19 protein-coding genes and 5 tRNA genes are annotated in these 20226 nt (G+C 23.9%); 16 read left to right on the forward strand and 8 right to left on the reverse strand.

Annotated elements, in window-relative coordinates; genetic code table 11:
* Positions 1-103 precede the first annotated feature (103 nt).
* The 6 genes from D9V63_RS01975 (at position 104) to rplS (ending at position 4736) form a co-directional block, all read left to right on the forward strand.
* The gene (locus D9V63_RS01975; RefSeq protein WP_158368910.1) at positions 104-1249 is read left to right on the forward strand and encodes a chorismate mutase; all 1146 of its coding nucleotides are present in this window, start codon (positions 104-106) and stop codon (positions 1247-1249) included.
* Positions 1250-1360: 111 nt separating this feature from the next.
* On the forward strand, positions 1361-2713 hold the full coding sequence (gene ffh, locus D9V63_RS01980; RefSeq protein WP_158368911.1) for a signal recognition particle protein: 1353 nt from the start codon (positions 1361-1363) through the stop codon (positions 2711-2713).
* Positions 2714-2790: 77 nt separating this feature from the next.
* The gene (gene rpsP, locus D9V63_RS01985) at positions 2791-3048 is read left to right on the forward strand and encodes a 30S ribosomal protein S16 (RefSeq protein WP_158368912.1); all 258 of its coding nucleotides are present in this window, start codon (positions 2791-2793) and stop codon (positions 3046-3048) included.
* A 44-nt stretch (positions 3049-3092) separates the two neighbouring features.
* Complete coding sequence (gene rimM / locus D9V63_RS01990; RefSeq protein ID WP_261979555.1) at positions 3093-3572, forward strand: ribosome maturation factor RimM; 480 nt, start codon at positions 3093-3095, stop codon at positions 3570-3572.
* A 14-nt stretch (positions 3573-3586) separates the two neighbouring features.
* The gene (gene trmD / locus D9V63_RS01995) at positions 3587-4348 is read left to right on the forward strand and encodes a tRNA (guanosine(37)-N1)-methyltransferase TrmD (RefSeq protein ID WP_158369285.1); all 762 of its coding nucleotides are present in this window, start codon (positions 3587-3589) and stop codon (positions 4346-4348) included.
* A 40-nt stretch (positions 4349-4388) separates the two neighbouring features.
* A complete protein-coding gene (rplS, locus tag D9V63_RS02000) occupies positions 4389-4736 on the forward strand; it encodes a 50S ribosomal protein L19 (protein ID WP_158368913.1) in 348 nt (115 codons plus the stop codon).
* Positions 4737-4813: 77 nt separating this feature from the next.
* Here the strand turns inward: rplS and tldD are convergent, their stop codons facing one another.
* Positions 4814-6268 carry a metalloprotease TldD gene (tldD, locus tag D9V63_RS02005; RefSeq protein ID WP_158368914.1) on the reverse strand — a complete coding sequence of 485 codons (1455 nt, stop codon included), beginning with the start codon at positions 6266-6268 and terminating at the stop codon, positions 4814-4816.
* 166 nt (positions 6269-6434) lie between these two features.
* Here tldD and aroQ point away from each other — a divergent pair, with 166 nt between their 5' ends.
* Entirely contained in the window at positions 6435-6890 is a 456-nt protein-coding gene (gene aroQ / locus D9V63_RS02010) for a type II 3-dehydroquinate dehydratase (RefSeq protein ID WP_158368916.1), read from the forward strand.
* Positions 6891-6976: 86 nt separating this feature from the next.
* On the opposite strand, the gene fis is transcribed toward aroQ, so the two are convergent.
* On the reverse strand, positions 6977-7270 hold the full coding sequence (gene fis, locus D9V63_RS02015) for a DNA-binding transcriptional regulator Fis (RefSeq protein ID WP_158368918.1): 294 nt from the start codon (positions 7268-7270) through the stop codon (positions 6977-6979).
* Positions 7271-7375: 105 nt separating this feature from the next.
* Entirely contained in the window at positions 7376-8326 is a 951-nt protein-coding gene (gene rluD, locus D9V63_RS02020; protein WP_158368920.1) for a 23S rRNA pseudouridine(1911/1915/1917) synthase RluD, read from the reverse strand.
* A 126-nt stretch (positions 8327-8452) separates the two neighbouring features.
* Here rluD and D9V63_RS02025 point away from each other — a divergent pair, with 126 nt between their 5' ends.
* The 6 genes from D9V63_RS02025 (at position 8453) to gshA (ending at position 14251) form a co-directional block, all read left to right on the forward strand.
* A complete protein-coding gene (locus D9V63_RS02025; RefSeq protein WP_158368922.1) occupies positions 8453-9187 on the forward strand; it encodes an outer membrane protein assembly factor BamD in 735 nt (244 codons plus the stop codon).
* Positions 9188-9323: 136 nt separating this feature from the next.
* Positions 9324-11978: an alanine--tRNA ligase gene (gene alaS / locus D9V63_RS02030; protein WP_158368924.1), complete on the forward strand. Its 2655-nt coding sequence runs from the start codon at positions 9324-9326 to the stop codon at positions 11976-11978.
* 172 nt (positions 11979-12150) lie between these two features.
* Positions 12151-12333 (forward strand): carbon storage regulator CsrA, encoded by a 183-nt coding sequence (csrA, locus tag D9V63_RS02035; protein ID WP_158368926.1) that lies wholly within the window; start codon positions 12151-12153, stop codon positions 12331-12333.
* 134 nt (positions 12334-12467) lie between these two features.
* Positions 12468-12557 (forward strand) — tRNA-Ser (locus tag D9V63_RS02040).
* A gap of 10 nt (positions 12558-12567) precedes the next feature.
* Positions 12568-12641 (forward strand) — tRNA-Arg (locus D9V63_RS02045).
* Positions 12642-12718: 77 nt separating this feature from the next.
* Positions 12719-14251, forward strand: a complete 1533-nt coding sequence (gene gshA, locus D9V63_RS02050; protein WP_158368928.1) for a glutamate--cysteine ligase — start codon at positions 12719-12721, stop codon at positions 14249-14251.
* A gap of 124 nt (positions 14252-14375) precedes the next feature.
* On the opposite strand, the gene metK is transcribed toward gshA, so the two are convergent.
* Positions 14376-15515, reverse strand: coding sequence for a methionine adenosyltransferase (gene metK, locus D9V63_RS02055; RefSeq protein ID WP_158368930.1), 1140 nt, complete (start codon positions 15513-15515; stop codon positions 14376-14378).
* A gap of 218 nt (positions 15516-15733) precedes the next feature.
* On the opposite strand from metK, the gene D9V63_RS02060 reads away from it, so the two are divergent.
* Together D9V63_RS02060 and D9V63_RS02065 are read left to right on the forward strand one after the other, a co-directional pair.
* Positions 15734-16396 carry an endonuclease gene (locus D9V63_RS02060; RefSeq protein WP_158368932.1) on the forward strand — a complete coding sequence of 221 codons (663 nt, stop codon included), beginning with the start codon at positions 15734-15736 and terminating at the stop codon, positions 16394-16396.
* A 19-nt stretch (positions 16397-16415) separates the two neighbouring features.
* A complete protein-coding gene (locus D9V63_RS02065) occupies positions 16416-17159 on the forward strand; it encodes a 16S rRNA (uracil(1498)-N(3))-methyltransferase (RefSeq protein WP_158368934.1) in 744 nt (247 codons plus the stop codon).
* Between the two features lie 70 nt (positions 17160-17229).
* Here the strand turns inward: D9V63_RS02065 and rpiA are convergent, their stop codons facing one another.
* The 4 genes from rpiA to D9V63_RS02085 all read right to left on the reverse strand — a co-directional run bounded on the left by rpiA (position 17230) and on the right by D9V63_RS02085 (position 18333).
* Positions 17230-17892 carry a ribose-5-phosphate isomerase RpiA gene (rpiA, locus tag D9V63_RS02070; RefSeq protein ID WP_158368936.1) on the reverse strand — a complete coding sequence of 221 codons (663 nt, stop codon included), beginning with the start codon at positions 17890-17892 and terminating at the stop codon, positions 17230-17232.
* Positions 17893-18049: 157 nt separating this feature from the next.
* A tRNA-Gln gene (locus D9V63_RS02075) sits at positions 18050-18124 on the reverse strand.
* A 29-nt stretch (positions 18125-18153) separates the two neighbouring features.
* A tRNA-Leu gene (locus D9V63_RS02080) sits at positions 18154-18235 on the reverse strand.
* Between the two features lie 24 nt (positions 18236-18259).
* A tRNA-Met gene (locus D9V63_RS02085) sits at positions 18260-18333 on the reverse strand.
* A 178-nt stretch (positions 18334-18511) separates the two neighbouring features.
* Between D9V63_RS02085 and glnS the strand changes: the two genes are divergently transcribed.
* A complete protein-coding gene (gene glnS, locus D9V63_RS02090) occupies positions 18512-20221 on the forward strand; it encodes a glutamine--tRNA ligase (protein WP_158368938.1) in 1710 nt (569 codons plus the stop codon).
* Positions 20222-20226 lie beyond the last annotated feature (5 nt).

Below are 20226 nucleotides of genomic sequence, written 5' to 3' on the forward strand. Positions count from 1 at the left end.
TTTATATCAAAAAATGAACACTAATTAAGTAAAAAATATTTTATTTTAATTTTAATATGAAACATATTAGATATTTAATAGGTGAAAACAGGTAAAATATACTATGTTGTCTAAAAATGATTTATTAAACTTTCGCAATGAAATTAACAATATTGATAAAAAAATAGTTATGTTACTTGCACAAAGAAAAAAATTAGTATTAAAAATTGCTCAGTCTAAAATACAAAATAATCAACCTATACGTGATATAGATCGTGAAAAAAATTTACTATCTAATCTAACTAGTTTAGGAAAAAAACAATATTTAAACACTAATTATATAAAACGTTTATTTCAATTAATAATTGAAGAATCTATACTTACTCAAAAAATATTATTAGAGAAATTTCAAAATAAAAAAAACACTAATACAATTATTGTTTCATTTCTTGGCTCTAAAGGATCTTATTCACATAGTGCTGTATCTAAATATGAAAAACAGAATGCACAAAAAATTATTAGAAAAGAATGTTCAAATTTCGAAGAAGTTGTTCAATCGGTTGAAAACAATGAGTCAAATTATGCTATTTTACCAATAGAGAATAATTGTTCCGGTCCTATTAATGAGATAATTAACATTTTAAAAAGTACAAATTTGTTGATTGTTGGAGAAGTTCATGTTGATATAAATCATTGCTTATTAGCAATAGAAAACGTTGAATTTAATATTATTAAAAAAGTATATAGTCATCCTCAACCATTCAAACAATGTAGTAATTTTATTAGTAAATTTCCAAATTGGAAAATTAAATATACTGATAGTACAACTGATGCAATGAAAAAAATTATTAAACACAATAAAATTACTAATGCTGTTTTAGGAAGTGAAATAGGAAGTCAAATTTATAAATTAAAAATTTTATGTAAAAATATATCAAATAAAACCAATAATGTAACTAGATTTATTTGTTTATCGAAAAAACCTTGCAAAATTTATTCAGATATACAAGTCAAAACTACAATTGTATTTGCTTTAAAAGAAAAAACAAAAGAACTTTCTGAAATAATTTTAACTTTAGAAAAAAAAAGAATTATTGTAAAAATATTAACTTTTTATAATCCTAATAATAAAGAAAAAATATTTTATTTTGATATTGAAAAAAATTTATCATCTAATACAATACAAAATATTCTTAATAAAATACAAAAAATTACTAAATTTATAAAAATATTAGGTTGCTATCCTAACAGAAGCAAACAACTATTTTAGTTATATAATTCGTAAACATTTATAAATTTAAAATATTTTAAAAATTAATTAAAATACTTTAATTATAACACTACAAATAATTTAATATTAATTTATCAAAGAGTAAGAAATATGTTTAGTAGCTTAACTGAACGTCTCTCAAAAAGTTTTCGTAATATTATCAATAAAGGAAGACTCACAGAAGGAAATATTAAAGATACCATAAGAGAAGTAAGAAAAGCATTTTTAGAAGCTGATGTTACATTATCAGTAATAAAAACATTTATAAAAAATGTTACAAATAAATCAATCGGTCAGGATATCAACAAAAGCCTTACTCCTGGACAAGAATTTATAAAAATTGTACGACATGAATTGATTTTAGCTATGGGTGAAAAAAACAATGATTTAAATCTATCTATTTGTCCACCAGCAGTAATATTAGTAGTTGGTTTACAAGGAGTAGGGAAAACTACTACTACAGCAAAAATAGCTAAATGGATACAAGATAAACATAAAAAAAAAATACTTATTACATCAACTGATGTTTATCGTGCCGCTGCAATCAAACAACTTGAAATTTTATCTAATCAAATTAATATAAATTTTTATGCATCTAATATTCATCAAAAACCAATTAATATAACAGAAGAAGCAATTCAATATGCAAAACTAAAACTATACGATATTTTATTAATAGATACAGCAGGACGTTTACATATTGATGAAATAATGATGGAGGAAATACAGCAAATACAAAATTTTTCTCAACCTATTGAAACATTATTAATAGTCGATGCCATGATGGGTCAAGATGCAATTAATATGGCAAAAAATTTTAGTAAATATTTATCTATATCAGGTATTATATTAACTAAAACTGATAGCGATGCAAGAAGTGGAATTGCATTGTCAATGCGATATATTACTAAAAAACCTATTAAATTTATAGGAACAGGAGAAAAATTAACAAATTTGGAAATATTTAATTCAGAACGTATAGCTGATAAAATTTTAGGGATGAACCAAGTTATATCTATTATTAAAGATATTGAAGAAAAAATTAATCAATCTCAAGCCAAAATTTTAACTAAAAAATTACAAAAAGGTCATAATTTTAATTTAAATGATTTTTTAGTTCAAATTAAAGAAATGAGGAAAATAGGAGGATTAAATTATTTTATAGATAAGTTTACGAATAATAATATACCACATAACAACCCATTATTACAAAACGATAAAAATAATCTAAATAAAATAGAAGCAATAATATATTCAATGACACCTAAAGAAAGAAGTGATCCATCAATTATAAAAGGCTCTCGTAAACGTAGAATTGCTTTAGGATCTGGAACAAAAATTCAAGATGTAAATAAATTATTAAAAAATTTTAATGATATACAAAAAATTATGAAAAAAATTAAAAGTAACGGAATTGGAAAAATTATTCGAAATATCAAAAATATGTTGCCCAAAAGTTTTTAAAATATATTAAAATAATTGAATTTATTAATTAAACGAAAAGTATATTTTCATTATTAAACAAGTTTAAGGAGAAAAAAATGGTAAGAATTCGATTAGCTCGATATGGAAATAAAAAACGTCCTTTTTATAAAATAGTAGCAGCAGATAGTCGTTTTTCTAGAGATGGTCGTTTTATTGAACAATTAGGTTACTTTAATCCGCTATCGAAAGATATCACTACTTCTATAAAATTAAATATTAATCGTATTATGTATTGGATCAAAAATGGAGCACAATTATCAGATCGATCTAAAAAACTAATTAAATCATTCAAAAAAAATAAGGAAATATTATAAATATAAAATTAAATAAACTAATCGATCCTATTTTAGTTGGTAAGATTGGAAAAGTTTACGGAATACTAGGTTGGATAAATTTTTTTTCTTTTACAGAAACTAAAGAAAAAATATTTAGTTATCTTCCCTGGTTTATTTTAAAAAATAAAACATGGGAAACTATTCAACTAAAAAATTGGAAACAACATAATAATCATTTTATTATTCAAATTAATAATATTGTAGATAGATCATTAGCTAGTAAATGGACTAATACTGAGATTTTTATTGATAAAAGTCAACTTCCAAAACTTAAAAAAAATGAATATTATTGGAATGATATTATCAAATGTAAAGTATTTAATATACAAAATAAATACCTAGGAATAGTAACTGATTTAATCAGTCATGAATATAATGATACTCTTCTTATAAAGAATGATTTTACAAAAAATAATAAAAAAATAATGATTCCATTTATTGCTGAAAAAATAGTAAAAAGTATAGATATCACAAATAAAATTATAAAAGTCCAATGGAATTAAAATATGATATATCAATCAAAAAAAAAGACAATCAAACATTAATATCATTTTATATCATTACCATTTTCCCAGAAATGTTTACTGCAATTTCAAATTATGGGGTAACTGGAAAAGCAATTCAAAAAAAAATTATTGATCTTAGTTTTTTAAATCCAAGAGATTTTACTGAACACAAATATAAATCTATAGACGATCGTCCTTACGGAGGAGGGCCAGGAATGTTAATGAGTGTAAAACCATTATATCTATCAATTAAACATGCAAAATCTTTGTTACAAGACGCTATAGTGATTTATTTATCTCCACAAGGAGTAAAATTAAATCAAAATAATATTTTTCAGTTAATTCAAAGAAAAAAAATTATTTTTGTATGTGGAAGATATGAAGGTATAGATGAAAGAATCATAGATTCTTTAATAGACGAAGAATGGTCGATAGGGGATTATATAATTAGCGGTGGAGAGCTTGCTGCGATGGTAATGATAGATGCTATTTCCAGATTTATTCCTGGTGTGATTAATACAAAAAAATCACTAGAAAAGGAATCTTTTTATGATAATTTACTTGATTACCCACATTATACTCGACCAAAAAAAATTTATAATATGACAGTTCCAAAAATATTACTTTCTGGTAATCACGATAAAATTCGTTTATGGCGTTTAAAAAAATCCTTAGAAAAAACTTTAGAAAAACGACCAGATTTATTAGAAAAAAAAATTTTACAGAAAGAAGAAAAAATTATTTTAAATACATTTAAAAAAAACAAAAAATAAAAATATCATTCACTTTTAATAATTTTATTTAGAGGTAAAAATGACAAATATAATAAATAATATAGAAAAAGAACAACTCAAAAAAAATATACCTAATTTTCGTCCTGGAGATACAGTAGAAGTGAAAGTATGGGTAATTGAAGGAGCTAAAAAACGTTTGCAATCTTTTGAAGGTATAATAATTGCAATAAAAAATCGATCTTTAAATTCATCTTTTACTATACGTAAATTTTCAAATGGAGAAGCTGTAGAACGAGTTTTTCAAACTCATTCTTATAACATTGATAATATTATTGTAAAAAGAAAAGGATTAGTTAGAAAATCAAAATTATATTATCTTAGAACACGTACTGGAAAATCTGCTAGAATTAAAGAAAAAATTAAGTAAATTTTTTAAAATAATTAATATGCAGTCACGACGTTATTCTTGACTGCACTAGAGTAATTTTATATTTTTTTAAAATTCTAAATAGTTCCACCTATAGTTAATTCATCTACTTTAATAGAAGGTTGTCCTATACCTACTGGAATATTTTGACCCTCTTTTCCACACATTCCCATACCTTGATCCATTTTTAAATCATTACCAACCATAGATATTTTTTTCATAACTTCGATACCAGATCCTATTAATGTAGTATTTTTAATAGGAGTTGAAATTTTTCCTTTTTTAACTAAAAATGCTTCTGATGTCGAAAAAACAAATTGCCCAGAAGTTATATCTACTTGACCACCTGAAAAATTAACAGCATATATTCCATAATCAATACTTTTAATAATATCTTCTATTTTAGATGTACCAGGTAACATATATGTGTTTGTCATTCTTGGCATTGGTAAATGAGAATAGGATTCACGCCGACCGTTACCAGTAGATTCAGTGCCCATTAAACGAGCGTTAAGTTTATCTTGCATATACTTATTTAAAATACCATTTTTAATTAATATATTGCACTGACCGAAAACTCCTTCATCATCAATATTCAACGATCCACGTTGGTTTTTTATTGTTCCATCATCAATAATAGTGCATAATTCTGAAGCAACTTTTTTCCCCATCATATTAGTAAATACTGATGTTCTTTTTCTATTAAAATCACCTTCTAAACCGTGTCCTACAGCTTCATGGAGTAAAACACCGGGCCATCCCGCTCCTAAAACTACCGGAAAAGTACCAGAAGGAGCTTCTTTTGAAGATAAATTTAATAAAGCTATACGAACAGCTTCTTTAGTCCAATAATCAACTCTAGTTTCTTCAAAAAAATCATCTTTATTTAAGAAAAAATTATAATTAGTACGGCTCCCCCCTCCGCTTCTTCCTCGTTCTATTTTTCCGCGTTCTTCAACTAAAACACTAACTCTAAACTCAACTAATGGTCGTATATCTGTAGATAAATTTCCATCAGTAGAAACAACTAAAATTTTTTCATAAGATCCAGTTAGAGTAGCGTTGACTTGTGCTACACGGCTGTCAAAATTACGAGCAATATAATCTACTCTATGAAGTAAATTAATTTTTTCACTAGAAGTGAATTTTTCTAACGGATTTAAAACATCATAAAAAGAATTTTGTTTTTGATCTACAAACATTTTCAATTTTATTTTTTTCTGTTTTCCATCAATTATACTTTTCGCCATTTGAGCGCTTTTTCTAACAGCTTCTATTGATATTTGATCTGTATATGCAAATCCTGTTTGTTCTCCGGAAATAGCTCTAATACCAACGCCTTGATCGAAATGATAGAATCCTTCTTTAATAATTCGATTTTCTAAAACCCAAGATTCACAAATACGAGATTGAAAATATAAATCTCCATAATCTAAACTATGAGAAGAGATATCTTCCAATATTTCAAAAAGATCTTGACGATTTAATTTATTTAAAGTCAATAAAGATTCGCTAACTGATTCCAATGTCATTTGAACTCACTTAAATGTTTAAAATATTATTATATTTGTATTATAAAATATAAAAATAAAAAATAAAAAATATTTTTTATAAAAATATTATATATAATCTTAAAAATTTGTTATAAAATATAATTTTAAAATTTTAAATTAATTTAATTACTTTATCGAGTCGAACATGAAAGAAAAAATAAATGTTTTACTAATAAATGGACCTAATTTAAATCTTTTAGGAACGAGAGAACCTCATATATATGGAAATAATACTTTATCAGACTTAATAAAAACATTAATAAAAAAATCAGAAAAATTAAATATATTATTAAGTCATATACAATCAAACGCAGAACATAAATTAATTGAAAAAATACACTCTGCTAAAAAAAACAATATTAATTATATTATAATTAATCCGGCAGCTTTCACACATACTAGTATAGCAATAAGAGATGCTTTAATTGCAATTTCCATACCATTTATTGAAGTTCATATTTCTAATATTTATAGTAGAGAAAACTTTCGTTCTCATTCATGGTTTTCTGATATCTCACAAGGTGTAATTACAGGATTAGGTTTAGAAGGTTACTATTGGGCATTAAAAACCATTTCTAAAAGATGTTTAATAAAAAAATAAAATTTTTATTTTAATTTTTGCACCTTCTTTGTTATAAACTTGTCGAAAGTGCAATTAAATCTACAACCTATAAAACTTTCAAAAAATTAATTCATACCGTATTTTTTTAATTTTTTTCGTAAAGTACTTCGATTTATACCCATCATTAAAGCAGCTTTTGTTTGGTTTCCGCGTGTATACTGCATAATTACATCTAATAATGGTTGTTCAAGTTCAGATAATATTAATGGATATAAATTATTGATATATATAGTATTATCTAAATTTAATAAATAATTTTCTAAAGATTTTTTAATTAATAAACGTAAAGGCTTTTTTATATTTTGATTATCTTTAGTATAATTTACTAAAAATTTTGTATCTATTAAATTTTCTGACATAAAATTATCAACTCTTTAATCTTTTTGTATATTTTAAATGAAATTAAGATTATTCAAACATTTAAATGTGTTCTATAAAAAATAATATTTTTATTATATAAAAATTTATAGTTCTTGCTCTAGATCTAAAATAAGAGCTTCCATGTCTTTAGGTAAACTAATTTCAAAACTCATTGTATTTTTAGTAGTAGGATGTAAAAATTTAATATAATGCGCATGTAGTGCTTGACGAGAAAAAAATTGATTTTCATAAAAACATTTTTTTTTTAAATAATTATTAGAATAGTTAATCCCGCTATATAACGGGTCGCCTAACAAGGGATACTTAATATGTAGCATATGAGTTCGAATTTGATGAGTTCGACCTGTTTCCAATTTTAATAAGATATGTGTATAAAATTTAAAACGCTGAATTATTTTATAATGTGTAATAGCAGGTTTGCCTGATGCATGGACTATCATAGATATTCTATTTTTAGGGTTACGCATTATAGGGCAGTTAACAATCCCACCAGAAATCATATTTCCTTTAACAATAGCTTGATATTTTCGAATAACTTTTTTATCTTTTAATGATTGTACTAAATAATAATATGCACAAACTGTTTTTGCTATGACCATTAAACCGCTTGTATTTTTATCTAATCGGTGAACAATACCACATCGAGGTAAATACTGGCTATTTTTATAATAATGCAATAATCCATTTAAAACTGTACCAGTTTCATTTCCAGCCCCAGGATGTACAACTAAACCAGAAGGTTTATTTATGACTAATATATTATTATCTTCATATATAATATTTAAAGAAATGTTTTCTGGTAAATTAGAGGTGATTTTTTTGATAATGGGATAAATAGTGATTATTTCACCTCCTAATAGTTTTTTATCAGGTCTTTTTTCTATTTGACCATTAATATACACGAGATTCATAAGAATCCAATTTTTTAAGCAAGAACGAGAATACTGTGGAAATAATTTAGAAATAGTTTGATCTAATCTCTTTCCCGAAATCGAAGAATAAGGAGCTAGTATACTTATTTTTTTTTTCAATATAAAACCCTTATTTTAAAAATATATTTAATCTAAACCTTGAATTTTTATAGAATATGATATTCTAATATATATTAATATAGTAAATATTATTAATATAAAATTTTATTAAATTATAGAAAACATATTATGATACTTAAAAAAAACATTTTAGTCATGTTAATACTGCTATTTATATATTCTTCAGCGAATTCTCAAAATACGCAACAAAAAATATTTATTCAAGAAAAAATATTTTATGAATATTGTCGCAAAGAACTCAAAGAAAATAAATTTAATAGTGCAATATTTCATTTAGAAAAAATGAAAAAAAAAAATATTTCTAATTTTTACTCAGATAAAATTCAGATTAATTTAATTTATGCTTATTATAAAGTTGAAAACTTTAATATGGCGCAAAAAAATATAGATGAATTTATAAAACTATATCCGAAACATCCAAATATTGATTATATTTTTTATCTACAAAGCTTAATAGATATATCACTTGATAAAAATATTTTTTTAAAATGTTTAACTATCAAAAGTTATAAAAGTGATCCTATTTACGCAAAAAAAGCTTTTTTTCAATTAAAAAATTTTTTATATCGTTATCCTAAAAGTATTTATATTGTAAATGTAAAAAACGATTTATTTACTTTAAAACAACGTTTGTCAAATCATGATTTGAAAATATTAAAATATTATTTCAAACAAAAAGAATATATAGCGGTTATTAACCGAGGTGAAGAAATACTTCAAAAATATCCAGAAATTCTATGTGCAAAAGAAGCATTAAAGTATATGCAAGAATCTTTTATTAAATTAAAAATATTTAATACTGCTCAAAAAATATCTAAAATTATTTTACTAAATAAAATTTAAAATTTTTTATGAAATAAAATATAAAAATATTTTTATATTTTAATTTTTAATAAAATAATTTTAATTTACAATAAATTGAAATTATATTTTAAAATACTTTAATAGCGTAAATATTATTTTTAAAAAATTAAAAAATATGAAAAATACAACAAATGAAATACGAAAAAAATTTTTACAATTTTTTCAAAACAAAGGGCATACTATTCTTCCAAGCAGTTCTTTAATTCCAAAAAATGATTCTACATTGCTATTTACTAATGCAGGAATGAATCAATTTAAAGATTTTTTTTTAAATCCTAAAAAAAAAAAATATTCTCGTGTCACTACTTCACAACGTTGTTTGAGAACAGGAGGAAAACATAATGATTTAGAAAATGTAGGATATACCGAAAGACATCATACATTTTTTGAAATGCTTGGTAATTTTAGCTTTAATGATTATTTTAAAAAAGAAGCGATTATATATGCATGGGAATTATTAACATCTGAAAAATGGTTTAATATTGATAAAAATAAGCTATGGATCTCAGTATATCAAAATGATGAAGAAACATATGAAATATGGCTTAATATTATTAAAGTTTCTCCTAAACATATCATTAAAATAGGTGATAAAAATAATTGTAAATATAATTCTGAAAATTTTTGGCAAATGGGTGAAACCGGACCATGCGGTCCATGTACTGAAATATTTTATAATTATGATATAAAAAAAAATCATGATTTTTCTAAATTCTTAGAAAATAAAAACGAATATTTTATTGAAATTTGGAATATTGTTTTTATAGAATATAATCGTGTATCTTCAAAAAAAATAATTCCTCTAAAATATAAATCTATAGATACAGGCATGGGGTTAGAAAGAATCGCTTCTGTTTTACAAAACGTAAAATCAAATTATAAAATTGATATTTTTAAAAAATTAATCGAAAAAATCTCGTATTTTAGCAAAACAACTAATTTAAATAATATATCTTTAAAAATAATTTCAGATCATATTAGATCCTGTATATTTCTTATTTATGAAAATGTAATCCCATCAAATGAATATCGAGGATATATTTTAAGAAGAATTATTAGAAGAATGTTAAGACATGCTTACAAAATTGGCATAAAGAAAAATTTTTTTTATAAAATTGTTCCTTATTTTGTTGAAAATATCAGTGAAAATTTTAATTTTTTAAAAGGAAAAGAAAAAAAAATTAAAGAAATATTAAAAATAGAAGAAATGCAATTTTCAGAAACTCTTGAAAAAGGATTAAAAATATTAAATATAGAAATAAAAAAAGCATCTAATCAAGAAATTTCTGGAAATACTATTTTTTATCTTTATGATACTTTTGGGTTTCCTGTAGATTTAACATTAGATATTTGTCGTGAAAAAGGAATAAAAGTAGATCTTAATAGTTATTATTTAGAAAAAGAAAAACAAAAAAAACGATCGAATATAGGAAGTAAATTTTATAAAAATTGTAATCAAATAATAAATATTAATGATACTTGCAATTTTGAAGGCTATAAAAAAAATACAATTAAAGCATTGATCAAACATATTTATATTAATAAAAAATCAGTTTCATCAATTTCAGAAGGTGAAAAAGGTATTATTTTTCTTGATAAAACGTGTTTTTATCCAGAATCTGGAGGACAAATAGGTGATATCGGAAAATTACATTATAAAAGTTCATGTTTTATAGTTGAAAATACAAAAAAATATGGAAATACAATTGGACATATTGGAAAAGTAATTATAGGAAAATTTGAAATTAATAATTTTTTATATACTAAAATTAATAAATTTTATAGGAATCAAATCCAAATAAATCATTCTGCTACTCATTTACTTCATGCTGCATTGCGTCAAGTTTTAGGGAATATAGTTACTCAAAAAGGATCTTTAATTACTAATGTACGTTTAAGATTTGATTTTTCTTATCCTAACATTATACGCTTATCTGATATACAAAAAATTGAAAATATTGTAAATGAAGAAATATGCAAAAACAATTTAATCAAAGTTCAATATTGCAGTTTAGAAGAAGCAAAAAAAACAAAAGCAATGGCATTATTTGAAAATAAATATGATGCTATTGTTCGAGTTATATCAATTAAAAAATTTTCTATAGAACTTTGTGGGGGGACACATACTAGTAGAACTGGGAATATTGGATTATTTAAAATAATAGAACAATCAAGTGTATCGTCTGGTATAAAAAGAATAGAAGCTATAACATCATCCCAAGCAATAAATTTTTTACATATCAAAGAAAATGAAATAGAAAATATATCCACTGCTTTAAAAACTAAAAGTATCAACTTTAAAGAAAAAATAAATAAATTAATAACACAAGTTAAAAGCTTAGAAACCCAAGTAAATATTTTTCAAGAAAAAGAAAATACATATCAAGTTCAAAAAATAATTAATAATATTGAAAATATAAAAGGAGTAAAATTATTAATTAATATATTCAATAATTATAATCATAAATCATTAAGATTCATGATTGATAAATTAAAAAAAGATTTTCAAAATATAATTATTATTTTTATAAATAAAAATAATAATCATTACAACATCATTACCGGAGTGACTAAAAATTTAACTAATTATTTAACTGCACTCGAAATTATTAAAATCTTTATTAAACATACTAATGGAAAGGGAGGAGGAAAAAAAGAAATTGCTGAAGGTGGAAGTTTTAATATAATAAATCTATCTAAGATTTTAAAAATTATTAAATTATGGGTTACTTTAAAGTTAGAAAATAAAAAAAATCATGTTCGTGAATAATTATATTGAAAAATATACTTAATTTAAAACTACATTAATATATAATCATGTAATATATTTCAATATAATATAATACTATATTATTTGAGTATTTTAAAGTTTAAATTTAGTTCTATATTATTTAACTCAAGGAATCAGATAGGATGAACTCTTTTATTTCAAGGAACAAAGAATGCTTATTCTAACTCGTCGAGTTGGCGAAACATTGATAATTGGCGATGAAATCACTGTAACAGTATTGGGAGTAAAAGGTAACCAAGTTCGTATTGGTGTAAATGCTCCTAAAGAAATTTCAGTACATCGCGAAGAAATATATCAACGTATTCAAGCTGAAAAAAAACAACAAAAAAATTAATAGTAAATATTGCATCTTACTATAATCAAGTAAGATGCATTTTATACGTTAACAATTTTTTGTAGTTTTTTATTTGTTTAAAAAAAAAATTGACTTATACTTAAAAGAAAGTAAAATTAAAATAATAAAAAATAGGTGAAATGGCCGAGTGGTTTAAGGCGCTCCCCTGCTAAGGGAGTATGCAGAAAAACTCTGCATCGAGGGTTCAAATCCCTCTTTCACCGGCGGAAAATTGCATCCGTAGCTCAGTTGGATAGAGCACTCGGCTACGAACCGAGAGGTCGGAGGTTCGAATCCTTCCGGATGCAAAAATCTAACCAAGAATTTATTATCCTTGATAAAAACGTTTTTTAAAAAATTAAAAATTGAAACTTAGGAGAAAAAGTTGATAGAGGATATCTCAAAAAAAATTACTTGGCTAGAAAAAAATTCATCAATATTAAAAAATATTTGTCGGGGCATTGAACGAGAAACTCTAAGAATTAAAAAAAATGGAGATTTTTCAAATGATCCACACCCATATCAAATTGGTTCTGCATTAACTAACCCATGGATTACAACTGATTTTTCTGAAAATTTATTAGAATTTGTTACACCAAATACTAATAATATAAATGATTTATTAACATTTTTGAAAGATCTTCATTCTTTCGTAGCATATAAAAACCCAAAAGAATTCATGTGGCCTTTTAGTATTCCATATAACTATAAAAAATCAACAAAAATTCAAATAGCAAGGTATGGAACTTCAAACTACGGAGCATTAAAAAGTCTTTACAGGAAAGGTTTGAAAACAAGATATGGTGATTTAAAAAATACTATTGCAGGCATACATTACAATTTTTCATTACCAATAACATTTTGGGAAACAACAAACAAAAATAACATAGATAATATCTCATCAGGTTATTTAAATTTAATTCGTAATTACTATAGATTTGGATGGATTATTCCATACTTATTTGGATCATCCCCTGCAATATTAGAACATTTCTTACAAAATAAAGAATATAAATTTCAAAAAAATAAAGAAGGTATATTATATTTACCTTGGTCAACCTCATTGAGGCTAAGTGATATAGGATATACAAGTACTTCTATTGAAAATCTAAATATCACATTTAATGATCTAGAGTCGTATATTCGATGTTTAAAAAAAGCAATGCAAACTCCATCTAAAAAATTTTCTAATTTAGGGTTAAAAAATAAACGTGGAGAATTTCAACAATTAAATACTAATATATTACAGTTAGAAAATGAGTTATATACGCAAATAAGACCTAAAAGACAAACTAATCATGGAGAATCACTTTTAGATGCTCTAAAAAATAGAGGAATCGAATATGTAGAAATACGTTCTTTAGATATCAATCCATTTTCATCAATTGGAATTAATAAAAATCAAATACTTTTATTGGATTTATTTTTAATTTGGTGTTCTTTAATAAATGCTCCTAAGGTAAAAAAAACAGATTTTTATTTTATTACGGAAAACTGGAAAAAAACTATTTTTGAAGGAAGAAAACCAAATCAAAAAATTTATGTGAATGCAAATAAACAGTATAAATTAAAACAAATTGGTAAAAGAATATTTCAAGATTTAAAAAAAATTGCTACTATTCTTGACGATCAACTAAAAAGTTCAGAATATCAAAAAGTATGTGATAAAAAAATACTTTTCTTTGAATATCCAGAATTAACTTATTCAGCTAAATTTTTAAAACTATTTATTGAAAATAACAAAACAAAACAAACAGGGTTAAATTTAGCTAAAATATATCACAATAAATTTATACATCAATTTTTTTATAATTCACATAAAAAAATTTTTGAAGACGAAGCTATGAATTCTCATCAAAAACAAATAGAAATAGAAAAAAATGAAAAATTATCTTTAAAAGATTATCTAAAAAAATAAATTTCTCCCATGCTGAATTAACATGGGAAATTATTAATAATTTAATATAATTATCCATGTTACTATTAAGATATCAACAGAAATGATTTTTCCGAAAATATATATATTAAATCTTATAAAATTTTTATCGAGATAATTCATCTACTTTATCTAACTTTTCCCATGGAAATTCTTCTCTTCCAAAATGTCCATATACAGATGTTTTAAGATAAATAGGTTGAAGTAAATTAAGCATTTTAATTAATCCGTATGGACGTAAATCAAAAATATCTCGTACTAAATTAATTAACGCTTTATTACTAAGTTTTCCAGTTCTAAATGTTTCAATCATAATAGAAGTAGGTTCCGCTATTCCAATAGCATATGACAATTGAATTTCACAGCGATCAGCTAAACCTGCTGCTACAATGTTTTTAGCTACGTATCTAGCCGCATATGCTGCAGATCGATCTACTTTAGATGGGTCTTTTCCAGAAAAAGCTCCTCCACCGTGTCTAGACATTCCACCATAGGTATCGACAATAATTTTTCGACCTGTTAAACCACAATCTCCCATTGGTCCTCCAATAACAAATCTTCCAGTAGGATTAATAAAAAATTTAGTATTTTTTGTTAACCATTTCTTTGGTAAAACTGGTTTAATAATTTCTTCCATAACAGCTTCTTTTAAAATATTTTGATTAATATTTTCTTTATGCTGAGTTGAAAAAACAACTGTATCAATTCCCATTATATTTCCATTTTTATATTTAAATGTTACTTGGCTTTTAGCATCAGGTCTTAACCAAGATAAAATATTTTTTTTTCTTAATTCAGATTGTTTTTTAACTAATAAATGTGCATAAGTAATTGGAGCAGGCATGAACACTTCCGTTTCATTAGTAGCATAACCAAAAATAATACCTTGGTCTCCAGCACCTTGTTTTAAAGGATCAGAGTGATCAATCCCTTGATTAATATCAGGTGATTGTTTACCTATAGCGCTTAATATAGCACAAGAATTAGCATCAAAACCTGTTTCCGAATTAATATAACCAATATTATTAATAGTATTTCGAGTAATTTCTTCAACATCTACCCAAGCAGTCGTTGTAATTTCACCTCCAATTAAAACCATTCCTGTTTTAACATAAGTTTCACAAGCAACTCTTGCTTTGACATCTTGTCTAATAATTTCATCTAGTAAAGCATCAGAAATTTGATCTGCAATTTTATCTGGATGACCTTCTGAAACTGATTCTGATGTAAATAGGTATTCATTCATTATATTTTAGATTCCTTTTAATTAAATAATTTAGTATTTTTAAACAAAACACTTTTTTTCAAATATATGTTAATATATATTTTAAATATTTTTATCTGAAATAACACTCAAATAAAATATTCTTAAAATAAAAAATAAACAATAACAATTTAATGTAACTTTTAATATAAAATGATTAAAAAAATATTTCTTATCTTAATTAGTATGTTTTTTTTTTAATTATTATTAAGAAAAATGACATAAAAAAAAATAATATAAAAAATTTTTATCAAGCTAAAATTTTAGCGATTAAAATACATAAAAACGCCCCTGGAACATTCTATTGCGGATGTAAAATTATTTGGAATAATAAAAAAGGTATTCCTAACTTATCATCATGTGGATATAAAATCCGTAAAAATAAAAATCGAGCAATGAGAATTGAATGGGAACATGTTGTTCCAGCATGGAAATTTGGACATCAAAAAAAATGTTGGAAAAAAGGAGGTAGAAAAAAATGCATTAAAGATAGAAACTATCAAAATATTGAATTTGATTTGCATAACTTACAGCCTTCTATTGGGGAAATCAACGCAGATCGTTCTAATTTTATGTATAGTGAATTTAGCAGCGATATTAAACAATATGGAAAATGTAGCGTGAAAATAGATTTCAAAAAGAAATTAGTAGAACCACCTAAAAAAGCTCGTGGTGCAATAGCTAGAACTTATTTTTATATGAGTGAAATATATAATATTAAATTATCTGCGAAAGAAAAAAAACTATTTATAAAATGGAACAATACCTTTCCAGTCACTAAATGGGAATGTATAAGAGAAAATTTAATATTTAAAGTACAAGGTAATCATAATAATTATGTTTATAAAAAATGTCACAAATAAAGAGTGATTCTTTTAAAAAATGAAAAATCGAATTCCACGTATTTATATTAATAAAGATTTAAAAATTCATGAAAAAGTGATATTAAATGTATCTAATACGCATTATATCATCAAAGTATTACGTATGAATATTCAAGAGAAATTAGAAATATTTAATGATACAAATTATGTTTTTTTATCTAAAATTATCGAAATTAAAAAAAAAATAGCAACTATTTTAGTATTAGAAAAAGAAAAAAAAAATATTGAATCTTTATTATTAATTCATCTAGGATTAGCTATTTCAAAAAATGAAAAAATGAATTTTGCTATTCAAAAGTCTGTTGAATTAGGTGTTCATATGATTACGCCGATACTGTCAAAATATTGTAATATTAATAGAAATAAAAAAAATATTTTGAAAAAAAATATTTATTGGAAAAATATAATCATTTCCGCATGTCAACAATGTAAACGTAATATTATTCCTAAAATTAATAATGCAGAAGATATTAATATATGGTGTACAAAATCAAATACAAATGAAATAAAAATTGTTTTAGATCCGAGATCTTCAACTAATGTTAATCAATTACCAAAAAATATTAATTGTATACGATTATTAATTGGTTCTGAAGGTGGGTTTTCATCATTAGAAATGGAAAAAATTATTAAACATAAATTTATCCAAGTAAAATTAGGACCAAGAATTTTAAGAACAGAAACAGCTGCAATTGCAGCAGTCACTGCTTTACAAATGAAATTTGGTGATTTATCCAATTAATCACATAAAAAAATTTAATAAAAACTATTAATTAATAATATATCAAAAAAATACTTGATATGTAAAAAATCTATTTTTCTATAATTTTTACGTTATCTTTAGTACCCATTAATATTATATCTGCTCCTCTTAAAGCAAATAAACCAACAGTAACAACTCCTGGTAATAAACTAATCTTTTTTTCTATAGCAATAGGATCGTAAATATTTAAATTATATATATCTATAATTATGTTACCATGTTCTGTAATAACATTTTTTCTAACTTTAGGCTTTCCGCCTAATTTAATTATTTCATTTAAAATAAATGATAAAGCTATAGGAAGAATTTCAATAGGTAGTGGAAAAGATCCTAATATGTTTACTTTTTTTGTCTCATCTATAATACAAATAAACTTTTTAGCAATAGCCGCAATAATTTTTTCTTTAGTTAAAGCCGCGCCTCCACCTTTAATCATTTGCATATTGTTATTTATTTCATCAGCACTATCAATATAAACTTCTAACGAATTAAAGTCGTTTAAATGTAAAATATTATTAATTCCGTTATTTTTTAATAAATTTGTTGAAGAAATTGAGCTAGAAACTACTCCGGATATTAAATGCTTTATTGTACTTAAAGCTTCAATAAAATAAAAAACAGTACTTCCTGTTCCTATTCCAATAATAGTACCAGGAGAAATATAATCTAATGCAGCCCATGCTGCTTTTTTTTTAAATTCATTTAGATTCATAATAATAAAAACCTATTTTATTTTACATAAATATTCTAAAATAAAATGGAGAAATGTTCTGTAAAAATAAATATACTAGAAGCTATATCAAATAAAAACAGTTTTTATTTTATTTATAAAATTATTTTTATTGAAAAATTAAAAAGAATATATCAGATGGCTGGGGTACCTGGATTCGAACCAGGGATGCCGGTATCAAAAACCGGTGCCTTAACCACTTGGCTATACCCCAAAAAATCAGCAAAGGATAAACATGAAATATACGGGAGGCGAGATTTGAACTCGCATACCTTTCGGCGCCAGAACCTAAATCTGGTGCGTCTACCTATTTCGCCACTCCCGCATAAAATTTTACTAATTATAGTAGTAGCTACGACGGGATTTGAACCCATGACCCCAGCGTTATGAGTGCTGTGCTCTAACCAACTGAGCTACGTAGCCGTATTAAATATAATATAAATTATTATTTTAACATTTTTGAAATAATTATTTTTTTTATTCTATAATAAATAAAATAGATTATCAATATAATTAATGAATTTATCAATATTTTTATATTAAAAAAAATATTAATATTTGCTTTTAAGTGTATGTTAAACAAATTACATTGTAGGAAAAAATGAATAATAAAAATAATAAATATAATAATAACTTTATTTATAATATTGTTAAACAAGATTTAAAAGAAAATAAATGCTTGTTATTACATACTCGTTTCCCTCCAGAACCAAATGGTTATCTTCATATTGGACATGCTAAATCAATATATTTAAATTTTGAACTTGCAAATTTATACAATGGATATTGTAATCTTCGTTTTGATGATACCAACCCCATTAAAGAAAATATTAAATACATTAATTCTATTAAAAATGATATTAAGTGGTTAGGTTATCAATGGAATAAAAAAATTCATTATTCTTCTGAATATTTTTTACAATTATATAGATATGCAGAAGAACTAATTAAAAAAGATTTAGCTTATGTAGATCAATTAACAAAAGAACAAATACGTAAATATAGGGGTACATTAATTACTGCAGGTACAAATAGTCCTTATAGAAACAGAAATATTGAAGAAAATTTAAAATTATTTGAAAAAATGAAAAAAGGACATTTTAATGAAGGAGAAGCGTGTTTACGTGCTAAAATTGACATGAGTTCTCCATATATTATTATGCGCGATCCTGTTTTATATCGAATTATTTATAAAAAACACCATCAAACAAACAATCAATGGTGTATTTATCCTATGTATGATTTTGCACATTGTATTTCTGATTCAATAGAAGGTATTACACATTCCTTTTGTACTTTAGAATTTCAAGATAATAAACGTTTATATAATTGGATTTTAGAAAACACTAGTGTTTCACATTACCCTAAACAATATGAATTTGCTAGATTGAATTTAAAATATTCAATTTTATCAAAAAGAAAAATAAAAATACTTATTGAAAAAAAAATAATTAATAATTGGGATGACCCTAGAATACAAACTATTTCTGGGTTAAGAAGAAAAGGATATACGCCATCTTCTATTCGAGAGTTTTGCAAAAAAATTGGTATAACTAAACAAAATAATTTAATAGAGTTTTCTATGTTAGAATATTGCATTAGAAGCGAACTAAATGCTAAAGCTATACGCACAATGGCTGTATTAGATCCGATAAAGTTATATTTATATAACATTGATGATAATTATCAAGAAATTTTTACTGTTCCTAATCATCCTAAAAAGCCAGAATTAGGTACTCATGAAATTATTTTTACTAATACAATATATATTGAAAAAGAAGATTTTAAAGAAAAATATGAAAAAAATTATAAAAGATTAAAAATTGGATCAGAGATACGTTTAAGATATGCATATATAATTAAAGCAGAAAAAATAGAAAAAGATATAAATGGAAATATTACACAAATAATATGCTTTTGCGATCTTAATACATTAGGAAAAAAACCAATTAACAGAAAAAATCCAGCAGTCATTCATTGGATTTCAGTAAAAAACTCACATATATCCGAATTTAGATTATATGAAAAATTATTTAATATACATAATCCAGAGCAAGAAAAAAACTTTTTGTCTTTTTTAAATCCTAACTCAATGATTGTTAAAAATGGTTTTATTGAAAAAAAAATAAATGAAAAAATACAAACAAAAATAAATAACATTGAAATAAAAAACAAAAATTTATTTTTTCAATTTGAAAGAGTCGGATATTTTTGCGTAGATTTAGTTGATTCAAAAAAAAATAAATTAATTTTTAATAGAACTGTTAGTTTACGAGATACATGGAATAACAAAAAAGCAAAAAACAATTAATATAA

The organism is Buchnera aphidicola (Aphis nasturtii) (assembly GCF_005083345.1).
GTDB lineage: Bacteria > Pseudomonadota > Gammaproteobacteria > Enterobacterales > Enterobacteriaceae > Buchnera > Buchnera aphidicola_R.

Excerpts from the sequence above, each read along its gene's own strand:
- alaS (WP_158368924.1), top strand. The coding sequence starts at position 9,324 with ATGAAAAATACAACAAATGAAATACGAAAAAAATTTTTACAATTTTTT.
- rpsP (WP_158368912.1), top strand. The coding sequence starts at position 2,791 with ATGGTAAGAATTCGATTAGCTCGATATGGAAATAAAAAACGTCCTTTT.
- glnS (WP_158368938.1), top strand. The coding sequence starts at position 18,512 with ATGAATAATAAAAATAATAAATATAATAATAACTTTATTTATAATATT.
- rpiA (WP_158368936.1), bottom strand. The coding sequence starts at position 17,892 with ATGAATCTAAATGAATTTAAAAAAAAAGCAGCATGGGCTGCATTAGAT.
- fis (WP_158368918.1), bottom strand. The coding sequence starts at position 7,270 with ATGTCAGAAAATTTAATAGATACAAAATTTTTAGTAAATTATACTAAA.
- D9V63_RS02065 (WP_158368934.1), top strand. The coding sequence starts at position 16,416 with ATGAAAAATCGAATTCCACGTATTTATATTAATAAAGATTTAAAAATT.
- rplS (WP_158368913.1), top strand. The coding sequence starts at position 4,389 with ATGACAAATATAATAAATAATATAGAAAAAGAACAACTCAAAAAAAAT.
- csrA (WP_158368926.1), top strand. The coding sequence starts at position 12,151 with ATGCTTATTCTAACTCGTCGAGTTGGCGAAACATTGATAATTGGCGAT.
- metK (WP_158368930.1), bottom strand. The coding sequence starts at position 15,515 with ATGAATGAATACCTATTTACATCAGAATCAGTTTCAGAAGGTCATCCA.
- D9V63_RS01975 (WP_158368910.1), top strand. The coding sequence starts at position 104 with ATGTTGTCTAAAAATGATTTATTAAACTTTCGCAATGAAATTAACAAT.
- aroQ (WP_158368916.1), top strand. The coding sequence starts at position 6,435 with ATGAAAGAAAAAATAAATGTTTTACTAATAAATGGACCTAATTTAAAT.
- ffh (WP_158368911.1), top strand. The coding sequence starts at position 1,361 with ATGTTTAGTAGCTTAACTGAACGTCTCTCAAAAAGTTTTCGTAATATT.
- D9V63_RS02025 (WP_158368922.1), top strand. The coding sequence starts at position 8,453 with ATGATACTTAAAAAAAACATTTTAGTCATGTTAATACTGCTATTTATA.
- tldD (WP_158368914.1), bottom strand. The coding sequence starts at position 6,268 with ATGACATTGGAATCAGTTAGCGAATCTTTATTGACTTTAAATAAATTA.